This window comes from Sphaerimonospora cavernae (assembly GCF_042435035.1).
GTDB lineage: Bacteria > Actinomycetota > Actinomycetes > Streptosporangiales > Streptosporangiaceae > Sphaerimonospora > Sphaerimonospora cavernae.
In genome coordinates this window covers 12,427-34,056 of sequence record NZ_JBHMQT010000002.1, presented here as the reverse complement: position 1 = coordinate 34,056, position 21,630 = coordinate 12,427, and the positions used below count along the sequence as shown (strand labels likewise).

General features: G+C 69.3%; 24 protein-coding genes, 1 pseudogene and 1 riboswitch. Of the genes and pseudogenes, 7 read left to right on the top strand and 18 right to left on the bottom strand.

The window, feature by feature from the left end; genetic code table 11:
* Window positions 1–235: 235 nt before the first annotated feature.
* Window positions 236–2,302 (top strand): S9 family peptidase, encoded by a 2,067-nt coding sequence (locus tag ACFHYQ_RS00440; RefSeq protein ID WP_394299031.1) that lies wholly within the window; start codon window positions 236–238, stop codon window positions 2,300–2,302.
* Here the strand turns inward: ACFHYQ_RS00440 and ACFHYQ_RS00435 are convergent.
* Window positions 2,299–2,436, bottom strand: a pseudogene (locus tag ACFHYQ_RS00435) (LUD domain-containing protein); the annotation flags it as partial. The gene ACFHYQ_RS00440 and the pseudogene ACFHYQ_RS00435 overlap by 4 nt on opposite strands.
* A gap of 89 nt (window positions 2,437–2,525) precedes the next feature.
* Between ACFHYQ_RS00435 and mgrA the strand changes: the two are divergent.
* Window positions 2,526–3,551, top strand: coding sequence for an L-glyceraldehyde 3-phosphate reductase (mgrA, locus tag ACFHYQ_RS00430; RefSeq protein WP_394299030.1), 1,026 nt, complete (start codon window positions 2,526–2,528; stop codon window positions 3,549–3,551).
* A gap of 94 nt (window positions 3,552–3,645) precedes the next feature.
* On the opposite strand, the gene ACFHYQ_RS00425 is transcribed toward mgrA, so the two are convergent.
* The 5 genes from ACFHYQ_RS00425 to ACFHYQ_RS00405 all read right to left on the bottom strand — a co-directional run bounded on the left by ACFHYQ_RS00425 (window position 3,646) and on the right by ACFHYQ_RS00405 (window position 7,795).
* Window positions 3,646–3,768, bottom strand: a complete 123-nt coding sequence (locus tag ACFHYQ_RS00425; RefSeq protein ID WP_394299029.1) for a hypothetical protein — start codon at window positions 3,766–3,768, stop codon at window positions 3,646–3,648.
* Window positions 3,765–4,157 carry a type II toxin-antitoxin system VapC family toxin gene (locus tag ACFHYQ_RS00420; RefSeq protein ID WP_394299028.1) on the bottom strand — a complete coding sequence of 131 codons (393 nt, stop codon included), beginning with the start codon at window positions 4,155–4,157 and terminating at the stop codon, window positions 3,765–3,767. Before ACFHYQ_RS00420 ends, ACFHYQ_RS00425 begins: the two co-directional genes overlap by 4 nt.
* Window positions 4,154–4,411 (bottom strand): hypothetical protein, encoded by a 258-nt coding sequence (locus tag ACFHYQ_RS00415; RefSeq protein ID WP_394299027.1) that lies wholly within the window; start codon window positions 4,409–4,411, stop codon window positions 4,154–4,156. Before ACFHYQ_RS00415 ends, ACFHYQ_RS00420 begins: the two co-directional genes overlap by 4 nt.
* Before the next feature lie 29 nt (window positions 4,412–4,440).
* Complete coding sequence (locus ACFHYQ_RS00410) at window positions 4,441–6,846, bottom strand: lysylphosphatidylglycerol synthase transmembrane domain-containing protein (protein WP_394299026.1); 2,406 nt, start codon at window positions 6,844–6,846, stop codon at window positions 4,441–4,443.
* A 337-nt stretch (window positions 6,847–7,183) separates the two neighbouring features.
* Window positions 7,184–7,795: an alpha/beta hydrolase gene (locus ACFHYQ_RS00405; protein WP_394299025.1), complete on the bottom strand. Its 612-nt coding sequence runs from the start codon at window positions 7,793–7,795 to the stop codon at window positions 7,184–7,186.
* A gap of 28 nt (window positions 7,796–7,823) precedes the next feature.
* On the opposite strand from ACFHYQ_RS00405, the gene ACFHYQ_RS00400 reads away from it, so the two are divergent.
* Together ACFHYQ_RS00400 and ACFHYQ_RS00395 are read left to right on the top strand one after the other, a co-directional pair.
* Window positions 7,824–8,039, top strand: a complete 216-nt coding sequence (locus ACFHYQ_RS00400) for a hypothetical protein (RefSeq protein ID WP_394299024.1) — start codon at window positions 7,824–7,826, stop codon at window positions 8,037–8,039.
* A 46-nt stretch (window positions 8,040–8,085) separates the two neighbouring features.
* Entirely contained in the window at window positions 8,086–8,697 is a 612-nt protein-coding gene (locus ACFHYQ_RS00395) for a PadR family transcriptional regulator (protein WP_394299023.1), read from the top strand.
* Here ACFHYQ_RS00395 and ACFHYQ_RS00390 read toward each other — a convergent pair.
* Window positions 8,640–9,101: a GNAT family N-acetyltransferase gene (locus ACFHYQ_RS00390; RefSeq protein WP_394299022.1), complete on the bottom strand. Its 462-nt coding sequence runs from the start codon at window positions 9,099–9,101 to the stop codon at window positions 8,640–8,642. The genes ACFHYQ_RS00395 and ACFHYQ_RS00390 overlap by 58 nt on opposite strands.
* Before the next feature lie 96 nt (window positions 9,102–9,197).
* Between ACFHYQ_RS00390 and ACFHYQ_RS00385 the strand changes: the two genes are divergently transcribed.
* Window positions 9,198–9,641: a hypothetical protein gene (locus ACFHYQ_RS00385; protein WP_394299021.1), complete on the top strand. Its 444-nt coding sequence runs from the start codon at window positions 9,198–9,200 to the stop codon at window positions 9,639–9,641.
* 54 nt (window positions 9,642–9,695) lie between these two features.
* Here the strand turns inward: ACFHYQ_RS00385 and ACFHYQ_RS00380 are convergent, their stop codons facing one another.
* Together ACFHYQ_RS00380 and ACFHYQ_RS00375 are read right to left on the bottom strand one after the other, a co-directional pair.
* Window positions 9,696–10,076, bottom strand: a complete 381-nt coding sequence (locus ACFHYQ_RS00380; RefSeq protein WP_204018403.1) for a VOC family protein — start codon at window positions 10,074–10,076, stop codon at window positions 9,696–9,698.
* A 41-nt stretch (window positions 10,077–10,117) separates the two neighbouring features.
* Window positions 10,118–10,378, bottom strand: coding sequence for a CBU_0592 family membrane protein (locus tag ACFHYQ_RS00375; RefSeq protein ID WP_394299020.1), 261 nt, complete (start codon window positions 10,376–10,378; stop codon window positions 10,118–10,120).
* A gap of 6 nt (window positions 10,379–10,384) precedes the next feature.
* Window positions 10,385–10,453, bottom strand: a riboswitch (guanidine-III (ykkC-III) riboswitch).
* 141 nt (window positions 10,454–10,594) lie between these two features.
* Here ACFHYQ_RS00375 and ACFHYQ_RS00370 point away from each other — a divergent pair.
* Together ACFHYQ_RS00370 and ACFHYQ_RS00365 are read left to right on the top strand one after the other, a co-directional pair.
* The gene (locus tag ACFHYQ_RS00370; protein WP_394299019.1) at window positions 10,595–12,418 is read left to right on the top strand and encodes an acyl-CoA dehydrogenase; all 1,824 of its coding nucleotides are present in this window, start codon (window positions 10,595–10,597) and stop codon (window positions 12,416–12,418) included.
* Between the two features lie 166 nt (window positions 12,419–12,584).
* On the top strand, window positions 12,585–12,806 hold the full coding sequence (locus ACFHYQ_RS00365) for a hypothetical protein (protein ID WP_394299018.1): 222 nt from the start codon (window positions 12,585–12,587) through the stop codon (window positions 12,804–12,806).
* Between the two features lie 15 nt (window positions 12,807–12,821).
* Here the strand turns inward: ACFHYQ_RS00365 and ACFHYQ_RS00360 are convergent, their stop codons facing one another.
* The 9 genes from ACFHYQ_RS00360 to pdhA form a co-directional block, all read right to left on the bottom strand.
* Window positions 12,822–13,118 carry a Dabb family protein gene (locus tag ACFHYQ_RS00360; RefSeq protein ID WP_394299017.1) on the bottom strand — a complete coding sequence of 99 codons (297 nt, stop codon included), beginning with the start codon at window positions 13,116–13,118 and terminating at the stop codon, window positions 12,822–12,824.
* A 26-nt stretch (window positions 13,119–13,144) separates the two neighbouring features.
* Window positions 13,145–15,340 carry a peptidase domain-containing ABC transporter gene (locus ACFHYQ_RS00355; RefSeq protein WP_394299016.1) on the bottom strand — a complete coding sequence of 732 codons (2,196 nt, stop codon included), beginning with the start codon at window positions 15,338–15,340 and terminating at the stop codon, window positions 13,145–13,147.
* Window positions 15,340–15,534, bottom strand: coding sequence for a hypothetical protein (locus tag ACFHYQ_RS00350; protein WP_394299015.1), 195 nt, complete (start codon window positions 15,532–15,534; stop codon window positions 15,340–15,342). The genes ACFHYQ_RS00355 and ACFHYQ_RS00350 overlap by 1 nt, the downstream gene beginning before the upstream one ends.
* Window positions 15,519–16,493 carry a TIGR04500 family putative peptide maturation system protein gene (locus ACFHYQ_RS00345; protein WP_394299014.1) on the bottom strand — a complete coding sequence of 325 codons (975 nt, stop codon included), beginning with the start codon at window positions 16,491–16,493 and terminating at the stop codon, window positions 15,519–15,521. Before ACFHYQ_RS00345 ends, ACFHYQ_RS00350 begins: the two co-directional genes overlap by 16 nt.
* Window positions 16,486–17,457, bottom strand: coding sequence for an MvdC/MvdD family ATP grasp protein (locus ACFHYQ_RS00340; protein WP_394299013.1), 972 nt, complete (start codon window positions 17,455–17,457; stop codon window positions 16,486–16,488). The genes ACFHYQ_RS00345 and ACFHYQ_RS00340 overlap by 8 nt, the downstream gene beginning before the upstream one ends.
* A 110-nt stretch (window positions 17,458–17,567) precedes the next feature.
* The gene (locus tag ACFHYQ_RS00335; RefSeq protein WP_394299012.1) at window positions 17,568–17,738 is read right to left on the bottom strand and encodes a putative ATP-grasp target RiPP; all 171 of its coding nucleotides are present in this window, start codon (window positions 17,736–17,738) and stop codon (window positions 17,568–17,570) included.
* 288 nt (window positions 17,739–18,026) lie between these two features.
* Window positions 18,027–19,370 (bottom strand): dihydrolipoamide acetyltransferase family protein, encoded by a 1,344-nt coding sequence (locus ACFHYQ_RS00330; RefSeq protein WP_394299011.1) that lies wholly within the window; start codon window positions 19,368–19,370, stop codon window positions 18,027–18,029.
* Window positions 19,371–19,385: 15 nt separating this feature from the next.
* Window positions 19,386–20,360: an alpha-ketoacid dehydrogenase subunit beta gene (locus ACFHYQ_RS00325; RefSeq protein WP_394299010.1), complete on the bottom strand. Its 975-nt coding sequence runs from the start codon at window positions 20,358–20,360 to the stop codon at window positions 19,386–19,388.
* Window positions 20,357–21,481: a pyruvate dehydrogenase (acetyl-transferring) E1 component subunit alpha gene (gene pdhA / locus ACFHYQ_RS00320; RefSeq protein ID WP_394299009.1), complete on the bottom strand. Its 1,125-nt coding sequence runs from the start codon at window positions 21,479–21,481 to the stop codon at window positions 20,357–20,359. Before pdhA ends, ACFHYQ_RS00325 begins: the two co-directional genes overlap by 4 nt.
* Between the last annotated feature and the right edge of the window lie 149 nt (window positions 21,482–21,630).

Genomic DNA, 21,630 nt, shown 5'->3' with positions numbered 1-21,630 from the left:
TTACCCGGTCCGGCCCCGCCACGCAAACCGCAGCAGATCCAAAACCCAAGAGAAGAAGAGGCGCCGGCAACCGCACCCGACACATCCCACACACCAGACCACCAAGATGATCAGAAATGGGATCCGCCGAACCTCACCGGCCCAACTAGATTACCAGAGCTGGAGACCAACCACGCGCAAGCGCGCTTCGGGGCTTGCGTACCTGGACGAACGTAGACTCTGCCGGGTGAGCGACATGGCGCCTGTGGCGAAGAAGGTTCCGGTCGAGCGTACTCATCACGGCGACACCGTAATCGACGAGTACGCATGGCTACTCAAGAAGGACGATCCCGACACGATCGCGTACCTGGAGGCGGAGAACGCCTACACCCAGGAGATGACGGCTCATCTCAAGGACCTCCAGGACACCGTCTTCCAGGAGATCAAGGGCCGCACGCTGGAGACCGACCTCTCGGTCCCGATCCGCCGAGATGCCTGGTGGTATTACAGCCGCACCGAAGAGGGCAAGCAGTACGGCATCCAGTGCCGGGTGGCCGCCGACGGCGACAGTCCTCCCGTGTTGCGGCCCGGTGAACCGCTTCCCGGCGAGCAGGTCCTGCTCGACGGGAACGAGCTGGCGGGCGACAGCCCGTTCTTCTCGATCGGGACGAGCGTGGCCAGCCCGGACGGCACGAAACTCGCGTACTCCACGGACTACAAGGGCGACGAGCGGTTCACGCTCAGGTTCAAGAACCTTGAAACCGGCGAGCTGCTCTCTGACGAAATTCCGGGCGTCTTCTATGGCGGCGCCTGGTCGGCCGACGGGTCGACGTTCTTCTATACGACCATCGACGACGCCTGGCGGCCGTACCGCGTCCATCGGCACACCCTTGGGTCCGACGCGGACGACGTGATCGTGTACCAGGAGGACGACGAGCGGTTCTGGGTGGGGATCGGGCTCACCCGGAGTCTGCGTTACCTCACGCTGTCCGCCGGCAGCAAAATCACCAGCGAGGTGTGGATCCTCGACGCGGACGACCCGACCGGGGAGTTCACGGTGGTCCGGCCGCGGCGGACCGGTGTCGAGTACGGCCTGGACCACGCCGGCGACCACTTCCTCGTGCTGCACAACGACGGCGCCGTCAACTTCGAGCTCGCAACGGCGCCGATCGCCGATCCGGCCTCCTGGACGCCACTCATCGGGCATCGGGAGGACACCCGGCTGCTCAACGTCGACGCGTTCAAAGATCACGTCGCGGTTCACTTCCGCCGCGACGGCCTGACCGGCATCCGGATCCTGCCCGGAGACGGGCGGGATCCGTACGAGATCCCGTTCCCCGAGCCGCTCTATGACGTCACGCCGTCCGGGAACGCGCAGTTCGAGACGAGCCGGCTGCGACTCGGATACACCTCGCTGGTGACGCCGCCGTCCGTTTACGAGTACGACCTGCGGACGGGCGAGCTGATCCTGCTCAAGCGCAAACCGGTGCTGGGCGGCTACGACCCCGCCGACTACGAGCAGTTCCGCGAGTGGGCGACCGCCGAGGACGGGACGAGGGTGCCGATCTCGATCGTCGTCAAGAAGGGCGCCATCGAGAAGGGCGCGGACAAGACGGGCACGGACCGGCCGGCCCCGACCGTGCTGTACGGCTACGGCAGCTACGAGAGCTCGATGGACCCCTACTTCTCGGTTGCCCGGCTTTCGCTGCTCGACCGCGGGTTCGTGTTCGCGATCGCCCACGTCCGCGGCGGTGGCGAGATGGGCCGCCGGTGGTACGAGGACGGCAAGCTGACGAATAAGAAGAACACCTTCACCGACTTCGTGGCGTGCGCGCGGCACCTGAAGGCCGTCGGCTGGTCGAGCCGGATCGTCGCACGCGGCGGTTCGGCCGGCGGCCTGCTCATGGGTGCCGTCGCCAACCTCGCGCCGGAGCTCTTCGCCGGGGTCGTCGCCGAGGTCCCGTTCGTGGACGCGCTGAACACGATCCTCGACCCGTCGTTGCCGCTCACGGTCATCGAGTGGGACGAGTGGGGCGATCCGCTGCACAACCCCGAGGTCTACGCGTACATGAAGTCCTACTCGCCCTACGAGAACGTCGACGGCCGGCCGTACCCACCGATCCTCGCGATCACCAGCCTGAACGACACGCGGGTGTTCTACCACGAGCCGGCCAAGTGGATCGCGCGGCTGCGCGACACCGCGGGCGGCGGGCCGTTCCTGCTCAAGACCGAGATGGGCGCCGGGCACGGGGGTCGCAGCGGCCGGTACGACGCATGGCACGAGGAGGCGTTCGCGCTCTCCTGGATCCTCGACAGGGCCTAAATCACCAGGACGACGTCGAGGCGGCGGGGGACGTGCACGCCCTCGACCCGGTTCAGCTCGATGTCGCTGGTGGCCGACGGTCCGGAGATCCAGGTCAGCGGGCGGCGGGGATCCGGCGCGGCCACCGCCCCGGGGTTCTGGTTCCGTGCCCGGGCGCGACCGGCCGCATCAGGTACAGTCCCACCGGCGGACGAGTGAGTGCGGCTGGACAGGAGAACGGCGAGTGACGTACGTGGCGGCGGATGACCGGTACGGCCCCATGCCGTACCACCGGACCGGGCGGAGTGGGCTGAGGCTGCCCGCCGTGTCGCTCGGCCTCTGGCACAACTTCGGCGACGACAAGCCCGTCGAGACGCAGCGGGCGATCCTGCGCCGGGCCTTCGACCGCGGCGTGACGCACTTCGATCTGGCCAACAACTACGGTCCGCCGTACGGCGCCGCCGAGATCAATTTCGGGCGGATCTTCCACCAGGATTTCACCCGATACCGGGATGAGCTGATCATCTCGACGAAGGCGGGCTGGGACATGTGGCCCGGGCCGTACGGCGAGTGGGGGTCGCGCAAATATCTGCTGGCCAGCCTCGACCAGTCGCTCAAGCGGATGGGCCTCGACTACGTCGACATCTTCTACAGCCACCGCTTCGATCCGGAGACGCCGCTCGAGGAGACGATGGGCGCTCTCGATCAGGCGGTGCGTTCGGGGAAGGCCCTCTACGTCGGCATCTCCTCCTATGGCCCGGAGCGGACCAGGGAGGCGGTGCGGATCCTGCGTGAGATGGGCACGCCGCTGCTGATCCACCAGCCGTCGTACTCGATGCTGAACCGCTGGATCGAGGGCGGGCTGCTAGACGTGCTGGCGGACGAGGGCGTGGGGTGCATCGCGTTCTCGCCGCTGGCGCAGGGCATGCTGACCGACCGTTACCTCGACGGCATCCCGGCGGGCTCGCGGGCGGCGCAGGGCAAGTCGCTCGACCCCGCCCTGCTGACCGAGCAGACCATGCGGCATGTCCGCCTGCTCAACGAGATCGCGAAGGAGCGCGGCCAGTCGCTCGCGCAGATGGCGCTGGCCTGGGCGCTGCGTGACCGGCGGGTGACGTCGGTGCTGATCGGCGCCAGCAGCGTCGCCCAGCTCGACGACAGCCTCGACGCCGTCAAGCGGCTCGACTTCTCCGCCGAGGATCTCGCGGCCATCGACAAGGACGCGGTCGAGTGCGGCATCGACCTCTGGGCCGGCTCCAGCAAGAGCTGACACCTGCCGCCGTCGGCCGGACGAACCCCGGCCGACGGCTATCAGGATCTTCGGGTGGCGCTCTTTCCGGCGGCCCTGAGCTCCATCGCCGCCGCTACTTCTTCGGCGGTGAAGATCTCTCCCGAGCCGCGTTCGCGAGCCCCTCCTCGATGGCAGCCACCTCGTCGGCATCGGCCAGGATGCTCAGCGTCTCGCTGTGAGACTCCCAGCCGCTCATATCACCTGTATACGGCACAGCGGTCCTGTGGCTGCGGCAAGTTTCCTGTCGGCGGTCACGAGGGTGCACTGGAGCGCTTCGGCTGCGGCCACGTAGGCGGCGTCATACGACGACAGGTTGTGGCGTAATTGCCACATCCTCGGCAGAAGGCCGTCTTCGTCGATTCTGTCGACCAAGATCTCTCTCAGGTCATCGGCGGCTTGGTCGGCTACAGCGGAGGTGATCTTCCTGCCGAGTAGGCGGCCCCGAATGACCGACATGGTCTCCACCTTCAGATGTGAGGGCGCGGCCCATCGGGTATCCGCCGCCAATACCTCCCGCGCCGCATCCCCGACCGAGCCGGATCCGGTCAAGGCCTCCGCCAGAACCGACGCGTCGATAACGATCAATCGTCAGTCCCTTGCCGCTCCAACCGCTCGGACCGGATGGCGGCCAGTTCCTTCGCCACCTCTCCGACATCGGAGTCATACATGCCCGTACGCTCCGCGGCCCGCTTGAGTACGGCAAGGTTCTGTGATCGGCGGGCCTCGCTCGTAACCAGTTCGAGCAGCAGTCCCTGCAGGGACATCCCCCGGGCGCGGGCCTGCTCCGCGAGGGCGTCACGGACGCCCTCGGGAACGTCCCTGATCTGAAGAGCCACCATGCATGCATTTTACATGCATCCAGCCGGCGCTAGATGGCGTTCTGGCGTTGGAGGTAGGTGAAGGACGCCCAGCCGGGCAGGACGGGCAGCCAGAAGGTCATCAGGCGGAAGAGCAGCACGGCCGACAGGGCGACCGTGTCGTACACACCCGCGAGCCTCAGCCCCACGATCAGCGCCCCCTCGACCGCGCCCAGACCACCCGGCGTGGGGGCGGCCGAGCCGATCGCGTTGCCGGCGAGGAACACCACGGCCACCGCCGTGAAGTTCACCTCGCCGCCGAACGCCCGCACGCAGACACCCAGGCAGACCACGTTGGCGATGGTGAGCAGCACGGTCCCGCCGACGCCTTCGAGCACCTTGCGCGGGGACTGCACCACGTCGAGCAGCCGCGGGATCACACCGGAGAACATCGCACGCACCCGGGTGGTGACCAGCCTGCGCAGCGGCCGTACGGCCAGCACGATCAGGAAGAGCACGGCGATGCCGAGCAGCACGACGAGCAGCCCCCGCGACGGGGTCAGGGACTGCGCTGCCTGCGTGCCGGTGAGATATCCGAACAGCAGCAGCAGCGCGATGTGCGAGGCCAGTCCGACGAGCTGGGAGGCGCCGACGCTGGCCACCGCCGGCCCCGGCGGCACCCCGCGCTTCTGCAGGTAGCGGGTGTTGATCGCGACGCCGCCGACCGCGGCCGGCGCGACCAGCTTCACGAACGAGGCGGACAGCTGCACCAGCACCGTACGGCCCAGCGGCAGCGGCTCGGGCACGAAGCCCCGCACTATGAACGCCGCCGCGACGAAGCTCACCGCGGAGGCGAGTAGCGCCATCCCGCCCCACACCCAGTCGGCCGTGGTCACCACGGAAAGCAGGTTGACCTGGCTGAGCTGGGAGAACAGCAGGTACGCCGCTACGGCGCCGGCGATGATCGTCACCAGGGTGCTGGGGCGGAACCGTTCGAGCCGGACCTCTCTGACCTCGACCCGCGGCTTCAGCGCGAGGATCTGCTCGCGTATCGCGGGGAGGAGTTCCTTGTCCCGGCGCAGCGCCGTACGGGTCTCCCGGGCGAGGGCGATCCGCTGGAGCATGGGCAGTGCCCCGGCGAGCGTGTCGGCGCCCAGCACGGTCGCCCCGGACCTCACCGCGCGCTCGGCGCCGACCCGGGTGCCGAGGTAGGAGAGGAGCTGGGCGATGTCGAGCCGCAGCAGCAGGTCTCCGGCGGCGATCTCACCGCTGCGGGCGTCGAGCATGATCACGTGCCCGGCCTCGTCCACGTGGATGCTCTCGCCGGTCAGGTGCCGGTGGGCCAGCCGGTGGTCGTGCAGCAGCCGCACCTGCTCCCATATCTGGGCCAGCAGATCGTCGTCGAAGGCCTCGTCGGGGAGCTCGGCGACCGGACGGGTGTCGATGTGCTCGTAGGCGAGCAGCGCCGCCTCGGTGCCGATCTCACTCGTGCCGAGCAGTCGGGGCAGCCGGGCCCCTGCCGCGTGGGCGGCGTAGGCCATCAGCGCCTCGCGCTCCAACTCGGCCCGCAGTGACCTGATGGCCCGCCGCCGGGTCTCCGAGTTGAGCCGGATGCGCCGCCAAAGGCGATAGGCGAGGCCGGCCACCTGCCGGTCCCGGTCAAGCACGGTGACGTCGAGGAAGCGGTCGCCGTCGAGGCCGACGAGGTAACGCCGGCTGCCGGAGCTGTCGTCCTCGATCCGCCTGGCGCTCGTCGGGACGAAGCCGAGTCGACGCAGCGCGGCCAGCACCGTGCTGCCCGGCGGCCTGGTGTTCGCGCTGCCGATGCCGTACAACGTGCCGAAGCCGACCGCGAGACCGACGAGGTAGGTGAGGATCACCCCGAGGGCGGTGACCTTGGTGGCGGTGAAAAGCGCGAGCACGTCGAGCGCGATCGCGAGCCACATGAACGCCCGCCACTGTGGTCGTCGTGACATCCGTACGGCCGTCGCGTAGGCGATGGCGGGGGTGAGCACGGAGTTGAGGGGCTCGACGTCCCGACCGCCGGTGAGCAGCTGTTTCAGCTCGGCGGGACCGGCGAGGACGAGCCACTCGCCCAGCGTGTAGGAGATCACCAGGGCGAGGATGGCCGCGATCAGGCCCTGCGTGACGCGCATGCCGTCGCGGTGGAAGACCCGCTCGACGGCGAACGCCACGGGCACGACGAGCACGGCGACGCCGCCGAGCAGTCCGGAGATGGCCGACAGCACCTGCGGGGCCCGGCCGGTGCCCGCCTGCACGTCGGTCTCCAGCCCGTTGAGCGTGCGCTGAAGGGCGAGCGCGAGCAGCACGACGGCGCCGAGGGCCGCCAGCGTGAGCATGAACCGCAGCGCGTCCGAGGGACGGCGGATCCGCTGCGGCAACAGGGGCTCAACGACGAGGAAGACTCCCCGGCCGGGAGTGTCCAGCGCGGTGTCCTGCTCCTTTATGCCTCTCACCACCAGCGATTCTGTGCGATCTCCGCACGTGCTGTCCACATATTTGACCGCAAGCGGTTCTTCCCTCCGAGACGACGTGACTCGGCCATTCACTGACACTCTATGGAGCCGCGGCGTTTCGCGATCGAGCCGATCCCGCTTGATATCGTTCCGTCGCCGAAGAACTTTGCACACCGGGGCAAAACGACCGGCCGATCGTCGCCGAAGCATCCGTTCACGCGGGGCGCGCGCTGCGTGAAGGTCAACCGCTATCTGGAGCACAGCCGGGCCGCCGGCTCGCCGAGCACGGCGGCGAGGGCGGTGAGTTCGTCGCGTACGTCGAGATCAGCGACCGGGTTCAGCCTCGATGCTTGTCAAGGAAGGTCACGATGGTGTCGAGCACCATGGCCGCCTGATCGGTCTCGAACAGGTGCGAGGCATGGGCGCCTTCACCCTTGACGATGACGACGGGGTGATCGGGGGAATTCACGGCGGCCTCCGCGACCTCCTCCATCTGTGTCGGGCTGATCACGTTGTCCCGCTCCGCCGTGATCTGCAGCAGCGGCACGTCGAGGTGCGCCAGGTCGTCGTAGCTTGGTGAGCCGGCCAGGTTCACGACCGCCACGGCGGGCGCCTTCAGCTGTGTCGCCGCTGTGATCGACTTCGTTCCGCCCATCGAGCCGCCGATGAGGAACACTCTGGTGACGCCCGCCTTCCTCAGCCGCTTGACCATCTTCAGGATCAGGTCGGCCCGGGCGGTCCCGGAGCTGCGCTCGTAGAGCAGGACGCGGTAGCCCGCGGCCTTGAGCCGGTCGGCCAGCGGCCGCCAGGAGCAGACGGTGCCGTTGAGCTCGTAGGTGATGACCGCCCCGGCGGGACCGTCACCCATGATCACACCGGCCGACTCGTCTCCCACCGCGTTGCGGTAGCGGAACACCTGGCCGTCGGCTTCGGTGAAGCACCCGCTCACATTGGGGCCGGTCGGGGAGGCGGAGACCGTGGCGGCGGGACTCGCCGCACTGGACCCCGCCGCACTGGACCCCGCCGCACTCGACCCCGCCGCACTGGACCCCGCCGCACTCGACCCCGCCGCACTCGACGTGGTGGCCGCGCCTTCCGCGCCGACCGTGCCCCCGCAGGCGGTCAACGCGAACAGGACGAAGACCAGGGCGAGTTTCCTGGGCATCCGATCCCTCCAACTATGTAAGAACTGACATAATGAGGGATGATCGAGGTGACGGTCAATACGCTTGGAGCACCATGAGTTCCACGACCTCTACAACCTCCAGGACCTCGACACTCGGATTCGCGATCCTCGCCCTGCTGGCGCGGGCGGACAGCACGGGATATGAGATCGCCTCGCGGATGCGCAATCCCGTCGCCTATTTCTGGACGGCCAGCCACAGCCAGATCCACACCGACCTTCAGCGTCTGCTGTCCGCGCAGATGGTCGCCTACGACAGGGCGCCGGGACCGGGGCCGCAGGACAAGAAGGTCTACTCGATCACGGCCAAGGGGCGCGACGCGCTGCGTGAGTGGATCACGTCGCCGCCGCGGCCGCAACCCGAGCGCGACGAACTGGTCCTCAAGAGCTACGCCGCATGGCTGGCCGACCCCGCCGCGCTGATGGAGATGTTCCGTACGGCGCTGCACCGGCATGAGGAGCGCCTGGCGGAATATGAGCGGGCCTGGGCGTCCCTCGAGGAGGGTGCGCCGCTGCTGTTCGGCACGCCGAAGTTCGGGAACATGGCGGCGCTGCGCTGCGGGCTCGGCTACGAGCGGCACCGGGTGGAGTGGTGCCGGTGGATGCTCGATCAGCTGAGCAGAAGCTTGAATCCCTCATGCGACGCGGCGAAGCCGAACGACGAGTAGAAGCGGCGCGCGTCGACCCGCGCCTTGTCGGAGGTGAGCTGCACGAGGGCACACCCGCGCTCGCGGGCCCGTTCGACGGCCCACTCCATCATCGCTCTGCCGATGCCCCGGTTCCGGTACGGCGCGGCCACCCTGACCGCCTCGACCAGGGCACGCTCGGCCGCGCGGCGGGACAGGCTGGGGATGTACGTGAGCTGCATCGTCCCGACCACCTGCCCGTCCGACTCCACCACGACCAGCTCGTTGCGCGGGTCGGCGTCGATGGCCTCGAAGGCGGACTCGTAGTCGGGCTCGCCGCCGGCGCCCGCGGCCTTCTCACGTGCCGCCGAGATCGGATCGTCGGCGATCAACGCCACGATCACCGGGATGTCCTCGCGCCGAGCCGTTCGGAATGAGAGAGCCACCCGAAGATCCTAATAGGGACGGCTCAGGGAGTGGCCAGGGAGGGGTCAGGGGCTTCCCCGATACCGGCGGGCCGTTTCGCGAGCGAACCTGTAAGCATGAACGAACTGACCCGAACGGATGAGATGTCGCTCTCCGGCGCGGCCCTGCGCGGCGCTCCCTGGCGGGCGGCGACGATCGCCGGCGGCGGCGTCGCGGCGACGAGCCTGTTCCTGGGCTGGATCCTCCCCGGCCCGGCCGACCTCACCTGGGCACTGTGCACGGGGATCAGCCTCTTCGCCCTCGTCGCGGGCATCGGCGCCATCTCCCGGCCCAACCGGGGCGATCGCGTCACTCAGCAGGCCAGGCGGTGGGCGCTGCGGCACCCGTGGCGCTTCGCGCTCTACCCCGGGCTCGGGGCGGCCGCCCTGATGGTCCCGGTGCAGCTCGTGATCGACGGCGAGGGCGTGTTCGGCGCGGCATGGGACGCGCTCTGGGGCGGCGCGCTGGTCTTCCTGTTCACCGGCATCCTCACCCTCGCCATGCGGAGCCGTGCCCGTTAGGCCGTGCCAGGGCGCGTACCCTGCCACCCGCCCTGGCATGAGCCCCGGCAGGGGTCAGGCGGTGGCGGCGCGCTCCGCCTCGCTGCGGACGACGCAGAACTCGTTGCCCTCGGGGTCCAGCAGCGTGACCCAGCCCGTGCCGTCCGGGTTGCGGTGGTCCTCGTACGGCTTGGCGCCGAGGGCGACCAGGCGCTCCACCTCCTCGTCGCGCGTTCGCTCCGTGGGCATCAGGTCGAGGTGACCCCGGTTCTTGACGGTCTTGGCCTCCGGGACCCGGATGAAGAGCAGGTGCGGCACACCGCCGGGGCGTTCCAGCATGACCTCGTCGTCCTCGGGCTCCGAGTGGACGAGGGGCCAGCCCAGGGCCTCGCTCCACCAGCTCCCGAGTTCGTACGGCTGGGCGCAGTCGAATGTGGTCGTGTGGATGTCAATCATGCGCCCAGCCAACCGCGACACCACCAAAGACGTCAAGAGGGTTATTCCGCGGTGCCGGATCCGGCCGGGCGTGGTCGCCTGGCCTTGGCGACGAGCCCGATCAGGGAGACGATCGCCCACACTCCTTCCAGTAGCACGAATCCCCAATCCCGGCTGGACAGCGCGATCCAGGTGAGCACCGCCGAACCGACCAGGTTGAGGACCAGATAGGACGTGGAGTCTCCGTCCAGGACCTTGATCTGCGAGAGCAGGAACGCCGCGAGGATGAGCAGCGCTCCGACGATCTGAATGAACTGATGCATGCTTCCCGCGCGCCGTCTTTACAGGGCCGGGTACGGCACGCACCTCGTCCGGGATCGCCCGGGACCGGGCGTCACCCGCTCGAACCTCTCCCGGCGCCGCGGCTATTCCCCTCCGATCCCTCATCTGGGTAAAACATGCATAAGGGTGGTTACCGGCGGGTAGCATACGGTTTAGAGTTACTGGCCGGTACGTTTACTCTCCCGGGAGCGCAGACGATGGGTCACTACAAGAGCAACCTCCGCGACCTCGAGTTCAACCTCTTCGAAGTGTTCGGCCGGAAGGAGGTCCTCGGGGCGGGCCCGTTCGCCGACATCGACGTGGACACCGCGCGCAACGTCCTTGACGAGGTGCACCGGCTCGCCACCGGCCCGATCGCCGAGTCGTTCGAGGATGCCGACCGCAACCCTCCGGTGTTCGACCCCGCCACGCACACCGTGACGATGCCGGAGAGCTTCAAGCGGTCCTACCAGGCCTGGATGGACGCCGAGTGGTGGCGTCTGGAGCTTCAGCCTGAGCTCGGCGGCACGCTCGCCCCCCGCAGCCTGCTCTGGGCGATGGCCGAACTGGTGCTGGGCGCCAACCCCGCCGTATGGATGTTCGCCAGCGGCCCGTCGTTCGCCCGGCTCCTGTTCCAGCTGGGCACCGAGGACCAGAAGCGGTTCGCCGAGCTGGCCGTCGAACACCGCTGGGGCTCGACCATGGTGCTCACCGAGCCGGACGCCGGATCCGACGTGGGGGCGGGCCGTACCAAGGCGGTCGAGCAGCCCGACGGCACCTGGCACATCGAGGGCGTCAAGCGCTTCATCACCAGCGCCGAGCACGACATGGCGGAGAACATCTTCCACCTCGTGCTGGCGCGTGCCGAGGGGGCCGGTCCGGGCACCAAGGGCCTGTCGATGTTCCTTGTGCCGAAGTACCTCGTCGACCTGGAGACCGGCGAACTGGGCGAGCGCAACGGCGTGTACGTCACCAACGTCGAGAAGAAGATGGGCCTGAAGGTCTCCACCACCTGCGAGCTCACCTTCGGTGAACGGCACCCGGCCGTCGGCCACCTGGTGGGCGGCGTGCACGACGGCATCCGGCAGATGTTCATGGTCATCGAGAACGCCCGCATGATGGTCGGCGCCAAGGCCATCGCCACCCTGTCCACCGGCTATCTCAACGCGCTCGACTACGCGAAGAACCGCGTGCAGGGCGCCGACCTCACCCGCTCGGGCGACAAGACGGCGCCCCGGGTCACGATCACCCATCACCCCGACGTCCGCCGCGAGCTGATGCTGCAGAAGGCGTACGCCGAGGCCATGCGGGCGCTGGTGATCTACACCGCGACGATCCAGGACACCATCCAGATCGCGGAGGCGGAGGGCCGCCGCGACCATGCCGCCGAGGCGCTCAACGACCTGCTGCTGCCGGTCGTGAAGGGCGTCGGCTCCGAGCGGTCGTACGAGCTGCTCGCCCGCTCGCTCCAGACGCTGGGCGGCTCGGGCTTCCTGCAGGACTACCCGATCGAGCAGTACATCCGCGACTCCAAGATCGACTCCCTGTACGAGGGCACCACCGCGATCCAGGGTCAGGACCTGTTCTTCCGTAAGATCCTGAAAAATCAGGGCGCGGCCCTCGGCTCGCTGCTCTCCGACATCAAGGCGTTCGCGGCTTCCGAGGCCGGCAACGGCCGGCTGAAGGTGGAGCGGGGCCTGCTCGACGAGGCGGCGGACGAGGTCAGGGCCATGGCCGACACGATGGCCGGCTGGGCGATCGCCTCACTGGAGACGCCGCAGGAGGTCTACAAGGTCGGCCTCAACACCACCCGCTTCCTGATGGCGCTCGGCGACCTGGTGCTGGCCTGGCTGCTGCTGCGCCAGGCCGAGATCGCTATGAAGGCACTGGGTGAGGGGGACCGCGACAAGGACTTCTACACCGGCAAGGTCGCGGCCGCCTCGTTCTTCGCCCAGACCGTGCTGCCGCGACTGGCCGCGGAGCGCCGGGTGCTCGCCGCCACCGGCCAGGACCTGATGGAACTCCCCGAGACGTCCTTCTGACACAGCTCGCCTGACCGTACGGCTGCCGCCTCCGCCCGCGGCAGCCGTACGGCATGAGTGGAGATCCGTTATGCGTCGCCGGTAATGTGATCAGCTGGGGACGGGTATGACCGATTCCACAGGGAACCTTTACCTAGGCACTACGAGCGTCCCGGAGGTCGCGACAATGGGCATCGGGGTCAGCATCTTCTTCATCACGCTCGGCGCGATCCTCAAGTTCGCCATCGAACCCGACGTCCTCGGTGACTCCGTGCACATCGACGTGATCGGCGTGATCTTCATGTGCGTCGGCGGCGCCGGCCTGCTGCTCAGCGTCATCTTCGCCTCCCGGCGCGGCGAGACCTCCGACCGGCAGCTCCTCGACCAGGAGAACCGACCGGAGGCGTGACTTCTGACGTGCCCCTCAGGCGGCGTGGTACTGAACGGCGGCGCGGCTCGCCAGGATCGGCGCGATGCACTCGTCGATCACGGAACGATGCGCCGGGTGATCGCGATAGATGGCGTAATCCTCGGGCGTGTCGAAGTCGGCGACGACCGCGAAGGAGAAGTTGCCCCGGGTGGCTCCGGCGTCCGGCCCGACCAGATAGCTTCGCAGCTCCGGGATCACACCCGGCAGGTCGCGCAGCCGCTTGGCCACCTCCGCCTTCTGCTCCTCGGTGGCGTCCTCGATCCAGCTCAGCAGCACCACATGCCGGAACATGATCCCCCTTTCGCCGTCCTTCCCGGTTACCCTCTCACAGCTCGTGCCGATTCACCGACCCCTGTCCCGCCCTCAGGCTGACGGCCGGTTCCGGCGGCCTGCGCGGCGATCAGCGCGGCGTAGTGCCCTTGACGTGCGAGCAGGCTCTCGTGCGTTCCCCACTCGACGATGCGGCCGTCGTCGACCGCCAGGATGAGGTCGGCGTCCCTGATCGTGCTCAGCCGGTGGGCGATCACGATGCGGGTCTGGGTGAGCCCCGCGAGCCTCGCCTCGATCTCGGCCTCGGTGGCGCTGTCCAGATTGCTGGTGGCCTCGTCGAGCAGCAGGATCTTGGGCCGGGCGAGCAGCGCACGGGCGAGGGCCAGGCGCTGGCGCTGGCCTCCGGACAGCCCACCCCCCTCGATCAGCATCGTCTCGTATTTCATCGGCATCGCGTCGATCTCATCGTGCAGGCAGGCCATACGGGCGGCCGCTACGACACGTTCCAACGACGCGTCCCGATCGTTCAGTGCGATGTTCTCCCTGATGCTTCCGGTGAACAGCGACGTCTCCTGGGTGACCACGCCGAACTGCCGGCGCAACGAGCGAAGGTTGAGCTCGTTCACCGGCACTCCGTCGTACCGGATCTCACCACTCGTCGGCTGGTAGAGCGCCAGGAGCAGCCGGGCCAGCGTGCTCTTGCCCGACCCCGACGGTCCCACCAGTGCGATCTTCTGACCGGGGGCGACGGCCAGGGAGACGTCCCGCAGAATCCAGGGCCCGCGCGGGTCGTGCCGGAAGCTCACGTCCCGCAACTCGATCGCGCCGCGCAACCGGAGCACCTCGATCCCCTCCACCGGCTCCGGCTGGGAGGCGAGGATGTCCGACAGACGGTCGAAGTGAGCACCCGCCTGCTGAAGGCTCTGCAGGCTGGACATGAGCGAGCCGATCGGGGTCAGCGCGGTCACCGCGATCGCGTTCAGCGCGAGCAGGGTGCCGAGCGTCAACTCGCCGTCGAGCACCCGCCAGGCCCCCACCCAGAGCAAGCCCAGCGGCGCGAGCAGCCGGATCGCCCCCAGCGCGGCCTCCAGCAGCCCCTGCGTGAGCCCGCTGCGCACGTCCGCGTCGAGTTGCTCGGTGAAGTTCCGCGACCATTGGTCCACCGCCCGCGACTCGGCACCGGACGCCTTCAGCGTCTCGATCCCGCCGATCGCCTGAATGAGACTGCTCTGGGTCGAGGCGGAGGCGGTCAACTCCTGCTGGGTCAGCCGGTTCACCCGGCTGGTCGTGGCCAGCAGCAGGGCGACCTGAACCGTGGCGAGCCCGGCCAGGCAGAGCCCGAAGGCCGGATCCCGGACGAAGACCAGAATCAGATATCCGACGGCGAGCGGTCCGTCGAGCAGCGCGGAGAGGATCTGCCCGGTGAGCATGTCGCGCAGCACCGTGACACTGCCGGCCCGGGTCACCAGGTCGCCGGCGCCACGCCTGGTGAAGTAGCGGTAGGGCAGCGCGATGAGGTGCTCCACCACCCCCCGGGTGAGTTCGGCGTCGGCGCCCGCCCTGATCGCGACCAGCAGCGCGTTGCGCAGATAACCGACCACGAACTGGGTCAGGGTGGCCAGCAGCAGTCCCGCGCCGAGCACCGCGAGCAGCCCGCCGGCCCCCGCCGGGAGCACCCGGTCGACCAGGATCTCGGAGAAGACCGGCAGAGCCAGGCCGAGCAGCTGCAGGATCACCGAGGTGGCCACGACCTGGGCGAGCAGGCCCCGCCGCCGCATCAGGAGCGTACGCAGGAACTGCCGTCGCCACGCCTTCGCCATGCTGGACCCGCCCCGGCGGAAGCGCGGCCCCGGTTCGAAGGCGAGCACCACCCCGGTGAACCCGCGGCTGAACTCCTCCGGGGACAGGCGGCGGCGTCCCCGGGCCGGATCCACCACGTCGACCCGATCCCGTGCCCACCGCTCGACCACGACGAAATGGTTGAACTCCCAATGCGCGATCGCCGGGAGCGGTAGCCGCCCCAGGTCCTCCGGGTCGAGGGAGAACGCCCTGGCCTTCAGCCGGTACTCTGCCGCACCCGCCACAATGGCGAGTGCGGTCAGCCCGTCACGGCCCACCTGAAGCTGTTCGGTGACCTCATGCAGACTCGCGCGGTGCCCGTGGTGGCCCAGCACCATCGTCAGGCAGGCGGCGCCGCACTCGGTGGCGGTCTGCTGCAGCACCACCGGCACCCGCCAGCCCATCAGGCGTCCCCCGCCAGCATCGGCTGGATCACGAGAAAGAGCCCGATCGAGGCGAGCAGCAGCAGCGCGACCCCCACCCAGAGCAGCGCGAACCACCATCCGGGGACTCGGGCAGGGGCGGCCGTGCGCCGCTCCGCGGCGGCATGGCGGCGCAGCGCCTCCTCGCGGAAGAGCTCTCTCACAACCAATGCCATTCGATCGATGTCTGGGCACGGCGTTCTGTGAGCCAGGCGGTGAAGGCCGCGTGGCCGGCGGCGGCCAGGGTCTGCTCGTCGTCTCCGGCCGGACGCCGCTCCCGTACGACGCCGGTGAGGAAGCCGTTCCCGTGCTCGACGGGGCCGACCACCTCACCCGGCCTCGCCGTACGGAGCGGCTCGGGCAGTTCGGCGGCGCGGCGCTCGCCCACGGTCACCTCGGCCTCCTCGATGTCGAGCAGCGCCGCGGGGTCGGCCAGCAGGTCGGCCGGGACCGGCGCCGGGGCGATCACCCAGAGCGCGCGCACCCCGTCGAAGTCGGTCCGGTGCGCGGTGAGATGGTCGGCGGCCAACTCGGCCTCCTTGCGCCTGCGGAACCGGCGGCGGCGAGCCATCCCCTCGACGTACTCCTCGAACTGGGCCGGCGACATGCCCATCTCGGCCAGCCAGGACAGCGTGGCCTCCCGGCCGTGCAGTCCGCGCGTGCGGCGGAAGTCATCCGCCACCGACTGGAGGTCGGCCGCGCTGAGCGGCTCGTCGTCGCCGTTCGTCTCGTTGAGGAGCAGGCACTGTTCGACGATCTCGTCGTGCGGAGTGCGCCCCGGCCGGGAGAGGGAGCGCAGCATGGTCAGCGCCTGCGGCAGCGTCAGATAGACCTCCCCCACGCTGACCAAGTGGCCGGCGGCCCAGTGGGTGGAGTGGTCGATCAGCCAGGGCACACCGTCCTCGGTCGAGGAGGTCAACGCCACGGTCCCCCCGCCCGGATGCTCAAGCAGCAGGTCGTAGTCGACGACCGGGGTGCCCGGCCGGACGTCCACGACCAACTCCGCGTGCGTCTCGGGATGTCCGGCCGCCCACTCGGCCACGGTGCGGCGGGCCGCCCCGACGTCGTCACGCCGCCGCCGCAGGCCGCGCAGCAGTTCCACGCCGGATTCGAGGACGCTCCCGAAGTCACTCATCGCGGGCTCCGGTGAGCCAGTCGGCTATCGCCTCGGCGATGGGCAGGCCGGTTCGCTCCTCGACGAAGCCCCAGGCGCCGTTCGGATTGATCTCCAGGAACACGTACTCGCCCTCCGGCGTGACGATGAGGTCGATGGCCCCGTAGGTCAGGCCGCAGGCCGCGACCAGGTCCGCGCATCGCCGCTCGACCTCGGCGGGCAGGCGATGGACTCCGTAGCGCACGCGCTCGTCGTCGTAGTGCCGCCAGTCGTCCCGGGCCATCCTGGACGCCCGCGTGTCGATCTCCGCGGCGAACACCCGCCTCCCCACGACGATCACCCGCAGCTCGACGGCCTTGGGCACGTAAGGCTGCAGGATGACCGGCTCGTGCCGGATCCGATGGCGCGAGGTCAGATGGCGGCGGGTGAGCACGGTCGTGTAGGTCCGGTGGTCCACGCCGTCGAGGAGGAACGCATCGGAGTCGATCTGCTTGGTGATCAGCTGACCGGCGGCCCACTCGTAGGCGGGGACCAGCTCGCCCGGGTCGTTGGTGTACACGGTCTCGGGAACCGCGAAGCCGAGGGCGACCGCCTGGGCCATGTGCAGAATCTTGTTGTGGGCCTGCCGTTCCACCTCACGCCGGCCGGGCAGCCAGCGCGCCGGGATGAGCCCCCAGACACCGTCGAGAAGGAACTCCGCCTGCCATTCGACGTGCACGCGGTGGGTCGGCTCGCCGACCTCCGGCGCGGGCCGCACTCTGTTCGGCCGCCGTCGCCAGACCGCGGTGACCTCGGTCAGGTCCAGGCTCACCGTGGAGGTGTGCAGCGTGAGCCGGTGTTCTCCCTCGGCGAAGGCCGCGGTGACCCGCGCCTGCGCGGGAAAGTCGCCGGGATCCCACCAGACCACCGGAGCGTTTCGCCGCCGGAGCTTCGGCAGCACCATGTCGACCGTGTCATCCGACCGGTCGCTGAGAATGAGAATCACGTGTCAACCGCCCCGCCGCCACGACCTTCGGCTGTTACCTGGGGTAGCCCCCCTTGACCGGCCTTCCGGCGATCAAGGGGTGCCATCATGCGACGAGGACCGCGCTCAGATCAGGCCTTCTCCCACTCGGCCGGCCTGCCGTTCCGGTACCAGGTCACCTTCCAGCCCGGCCCCATGCCACCGTCGTCAGCCGGCGGCCGGCCGCCGGAGACGTCGCCGAGCTCGGCCTCGGTGAGCTCCGCGCCCGCGAAAGGCAGATCGTCAATGCCGATCTTCTTCATGGTCGTTCCTTTCCCCGTCGCCCCTGGTGAAGCCTTATCGCAGCGGTGCCCCACGATCGCGGCGACGGATCTCGCGCCCCAACTTCTGACGTTCGGGCGGTTGCGAGACAGAACGCTAGAGATCACGACTTGTCCGTGACTTGTACCGCACTTGAAATCGGCTCATGTCGACGCCGACGGGGCCGGGGTCCGTCAAGAGGTCCCCGGCCCCGTCGGGCGTGCCGTTTCGGTTGTGGTCCGTTGTGTGCCGGGTCGTGCCTCGCCGTACGACTCGGCGGCGACAGCCGCTCAGCCCCAGGCGAGCATGCGCAGGGGGTCCTCCAGCATGTCGCCCACGTCGCGCAGCACACGGGAGCCCAGCTCGCCGTCGACCACGCGGTGGTCGAACGACAGCGCGAGCGTCGTGACCTTGCGTACGGCGAGCTGCCCGTCGACCACCCACGGCATGTCCCTGACCTGGCCGAAGGCCACGATCGCCACCTCGCCCGGGTTGATGATCGGGGTGCCCGAGTCGACGCCGAACACGCCCACGTTGGTGATCGTGATCGTGCCGCCGGACAGGTCGGCCGGGGTGCATTTCCCGGCTCGGGCCCGCTCGGTGAGCTCGGCCAGCGCGCCGGCCAACTCGGGCAGCGAAAGCTCGTCCGCGTCCTTGACATTGGGGACGATCAGGCCACGGTCGGTGGCGGCCGCGATGCCGAGGTTCACGTAGTGCTTGACGATGATCTCCTCGTCGGTCCACGTGGCGTTCACCATCGGACGCCGCTTGACCGCCGTGATCAGCGCCTTGGCCACCAGCAGCAGCGGGGAGACCTTGACGTCGGCGAACTCGGGCAACCGCCGCAGCCGACCGACCGCCTCCATCGTCGCCGTCACGTCCACCTGGAGGAACTCGGTGACGTGCGGGGCCGTGAACGCGCTCGCGACCATCGCCTGCGCGGTCGCCCGGCGCACCCCCTTGACCGGGATCCGCTCCTCGCGGCCCCGCGCGGGACCCGCCTCCCGCCGGTACGGCACGGCACCGGCGGGAGGGGCCGCTCCGGCGGCCGCCTCGACGTCCGCACGGGTGATTGACCCCCGGGGTCCGGTGCCGGTCAGCGTGGACAGGTCGACGCCGATATCCCGGGCAAGCTTGCGCACCGGCGGCTTGGCCAGCGCCCGTGTCGCCGCCGGTGCGGGGGCCGCGGGAGCCTGAGTGCCCACGGGAGCCTGAGTGCCCACGGGAGCCTGAGTGCCGGCGGGAGCCGCCTTCCGGGGGCGGCGCCGCGTGGCGCTCGCCTTGACCCCGTAGCCGACGAGCACCGGCTCCCGCTTCTCCGTCGCCTTCTCTCCCCTGTCCTCCGCGGGCTTCGGCGCGGCTTCGGCGGGTGCCTCGTCGGAGGTCGCGCCCTCCTCACCCGTACGCACGGAGATGATCGGAGTGCCGACCTCGACGGTCTCACCCTCGGTGGCCATCAGCGCGGACACCGTGCCCTCGAACGGGCACGGCAGTTCGACCACGGCCTTGGCCGTCTCGATCTCGACGATCGTCTGGTTGACCTTGACGGCGTCGCCCGGCGCGACGTGCCACTTGACGATCTCGGCCTCGAGCAGGCCCTCGCCCACATCGGGAAGCTTGAACTCACGCAGCATGAGGGTCCCTCCCTGTCAGTAGGCGAACGTGCGGTCGACGGCGTCGAGCACCCGGTCGAGGTCGGGCAGGTAGTACTCCTCCAGCCGGGACGGCGGATAGGGAGTGGAGAACCCGCCGACCCGCAGGACCGGGGACTCCAGATGATAGAAGCAGCGCTCGCTGACCCGCGCCACCACCTCGGCCCCGAGGCCTGTGAAGATCGGCGCCTCGTGCACCACCACGCAGCGTCCGGTCCGCTGGACGGACTCCTCCAGCACGGCCATGTCGAGCGGGTTGAGCGAGCGCAGGTCGATGACCTCCAGGTCGCGCCCGTCCTCCTCCACGGCGGCCGCGGCCTCCAGGCAGGTCTTGACCATCGGGCCGTACGCGACGAGCGTCACGTCGCGCCCGGGCCGTACGACCCGGGCCCTGTCCAACGGCAGGCCGGGCGCGTCCAGGTCGATGTCGGCCTTGTCCCAGTAGCGGCGCTTGGGCTCGAAGAAGATGATCGGATCGTCACAGCGGACCGCGTCCTGGATCATCGTGTAGGCGTCCACCGGGTTCGAGCACGCCACCACCCGCAGCCCGCTGGTATGCGTGAAGTACGCCTCCGGCGACTCGGAGTGGTGCTCGACCGCGCCGATCCCGCCACCGCACGGGATGCGGACGACGACGGGCAGCTTGAGCGCGCCGAGCGACCGCAGCGGCATCTTGGCGAGCTGCGTGATGATCTGGTCGGCCGCCGGGAACACGAACCCATCGAACTGGATCTCGCAGATGGGCCGATAGCCGCGCAGGGCCAGGCCGATCGCGGTGCCGATGATGCCGGACTCGGCGAGCGGCGTGTCGATCACGCGGTCCTCGCCGAAGTCCTTCTGCAGGCCGTCGGTCACCCGGAAGACGCCGCCGAGCTTACCTACGTCCTCCCCCATCACGAGGACCTTGGGGTCGTTTTCCATCGCGCGGCGCATGCCCTCGTTGAGCGCCTTGCCGAGAGTGAGGGTGGTCATCGCTCGCCTCCCGCCTCGAAGCCCGCGAGATAGGTCAGGTACTGCTCGCGCTCCTCGTCGAGGAGGGCGTGCGGCTCCGTGTAGACGTGCTGGAACATCGCCTCCGGCTTCGGGTCCGGCATGGCCAGGCACCGGGCGCGTACGTCCTTGCCCAGCGCGTCGGCCTCCGCGTCTATCTTGTCGAAGAACTCCTGGTCGGCGAACTGGTTCTTGAACAGGTAGGCCTTCACACGCTCGATCGGGTCCTTCAGCTTCCAGGCCTCCAGCTCGTCGGCCAGCCGGTAGCGGGTCGGGTCGTCGGATGTGGTGTGCGCGCCCATCCGGTAGGTGTACGCCTCGATGAGCGTGGGCCCCTGCCCCTCGCGGGCGTCGCGCAGGGCCTGCCGGGTCACCGCGAGGCAGGCGAACACGTCGTTGCCGTCGACCCGGACGCCCGGGAAGCCGAAGCCCGACGCCCGCTGGTACAGCGGGATCTTCGTCTGCCGTTCCATCGGCTGGGAGATCGCCCACTGGTTGTTCTGGCAGAAGAACACCACCGGCGCGTTGAAGACCGAGGCCCAGATGAACGCCTCGTTCACGTCGCCCTGAGCGGAGGCCCCGTCGCCGAAGTAGACGATCGTGGCGGCGTCGGCGCCATCCCGCTGGACGCCCATCGCGTAGCCCACCGCGTGCAGCGTCTGGGAGCCGATGACGATGGTGTAGAGGTGGAAGTTGTGCTCGGCCGGGTCCCATCCGCCGTGGTTCACGCCGCGGAACATCCCGAGCAGCTTGACCGGGTCGACGTCGCGGCACCAGGCCACGCCGTGCTCCCGGTAGGTGGGAAAGGCCATGTCGGTGGCGGTCAGCGCCCGGCCGGAGCCGATCTGCGCGGCCTCCTGTCCGAGGAGGGACGCCCAGAGGCCCAGCTCGCCCTGCCGCTGCAGGGCTACCGCCTCCAGGTCGACGCGTCGCACCAGGACCAGGTCCCGGTAGAGGGAGCGGACCTCTTCCGCGGTCAGTTCGATGTCGTAGTCGGGGTGATCGACCCGCTCTCCCTCAGGGGTGAGCAGTTGGACCAGATCTGGGGGTGCGTCAACACCGCGAGGGGCGTCGGCTGTCACGTTGCCTCTCCTGTGCGTCATGGGCCGTCCGCTGATGGGGTCGCCACCGTCGGGAGGCCGAGTCTCCTCAGGCGTACGGCCGCTGGGTGGGCGGCCGCGCCCTCCTGCGGACATCGTGGCAGAGGCGACACCCCACTGCGCAAGACCCCACACCATCCGTATATCCCTAC

Bases quoted from the DNA above. Each gene is read 5' to 3' on its own strand.
- ACFHYQ_RS00440 (WP_394299031.1), top strand. From the start codon at position 236: ATGGCGCCTGTGGCGAAGAAGGTTCCGGTCGAGCGTACTCATCACGGC.
- ACFHYQ_RS00425 (WP_394299029.1), bottom strand. From the start codon at position 3,768: ATGAGCGGCTGGGAGTCTCACAGCGAGACGCTGAGCATCCTGGCCGAT.
- ACFHYQ_RS00415 (WP_394299027.1), bottom strand. From the start codon at position 4,411: ATGGTGGCTCTTCAGATCAGGGACGTTCCCGAGGGCGTCCGTGACGCC.
- ACFHYQ_RS00395 (WP_394299023.1), top strand. From the start codon at position 8,086: ATGAGTTCCACGACCTCTACAACCTCCAGGACCTCGACACTCGGATTC.
- ACFHYQ_RS00385 (WP_394299021.1), top strand. From the start codon at position 9,198: ATGAACGAACTGACCCGAACGGATGAGATGTCGCTCTCCGGCGCGGCC.
- ACFHYQ_RS00380 (WP_204018403.1), bottom strand. From the start codon at position 10,076: ATGATTGACATCCACACGACCACATTCGACTGCGCCCAGCCGTACGAA.
- ACFHYQ_RS00375 (WP_394299020.1), bottom strand. From the start codon at position 10,378: ATGCATCAGTTCATTCAGATCGTCGGAGCGCTGCTCATCCTCGCGGCG.
- ACFHYQ_RS00370 (WP_394299019.1), top strand. From the start codon at position 10,595: ATGGGTCACTACAAGAGCAACCTCCGCGACCTCGAGTTCAACCTCTTC.
- ACFHYQ_RS00365 (WP_394299018.1), top strand. From the start codon at position 12,585: ATGGGCATCGGGGTCAGCATCTTCTTCATCACGCTCGGCGCGATCCTC.
- ACFHYQ_RS00360 (WP_394299017.1), bottom strand. From the start codon at position 13,118: ATGTTCCGGCATGTGGTGCTGCTGAGCTGGATCGAGGACGCCACCGAG.
- ACFHYQ_RS00355 (WP_394299016.1), bottom strand. From the start codon at position 15,340: ATGGGCTGGCGGGTGCCGGTGGTGCTGCAGCAGACCGCCACCGAGTGC.
- ACFHYQ_RS00350 (WP_394299015.1), bottom strand. From the start codon at position 15,534: ATGGCATTGGTTGTGAGAGAGCTCTTCCGCGAGGAGGCGCTGCGCCGC.
- ACFHYQ_RS00345 (WP_394299014.1), bottom strand. From the start codon at position 16,493: ATGAGTGACTTCGGGAGCGTCCTCGAATCCGGCGTGGAACTGCTGCGC.
- ACFHYQ_RS00335 (WP_394299012.1), bottom strand. From the start codon at position 17,738: ATGAAGAAGATCGGCATTGACGATCTGCCTTTCGCGGGCGCGGAGCTC.
- ACFHYQ_RS00330 (WP_394299011.1), bottom strand. From the start codon at position 19,370: ATGCTGCGTGAGTTCAAGCTTCCCGATGTGGGCGAGGGCCTGCTCGAG.
- ACFHYQ_RS00325 (WP_394299010.1), bottom strand. From the start codon at position 20,360: ATGACCACCCTCACTCTCGGCAAGGCGCTCAACGAGGGCATGCGCCGC.
- pdhA (WP_394299009.1), bottom strand. From the start codon at position 21,481: ATGACGCACAGGAGAGGCAACGTGACAGCCGACGCCCCTCGCGGTGTT.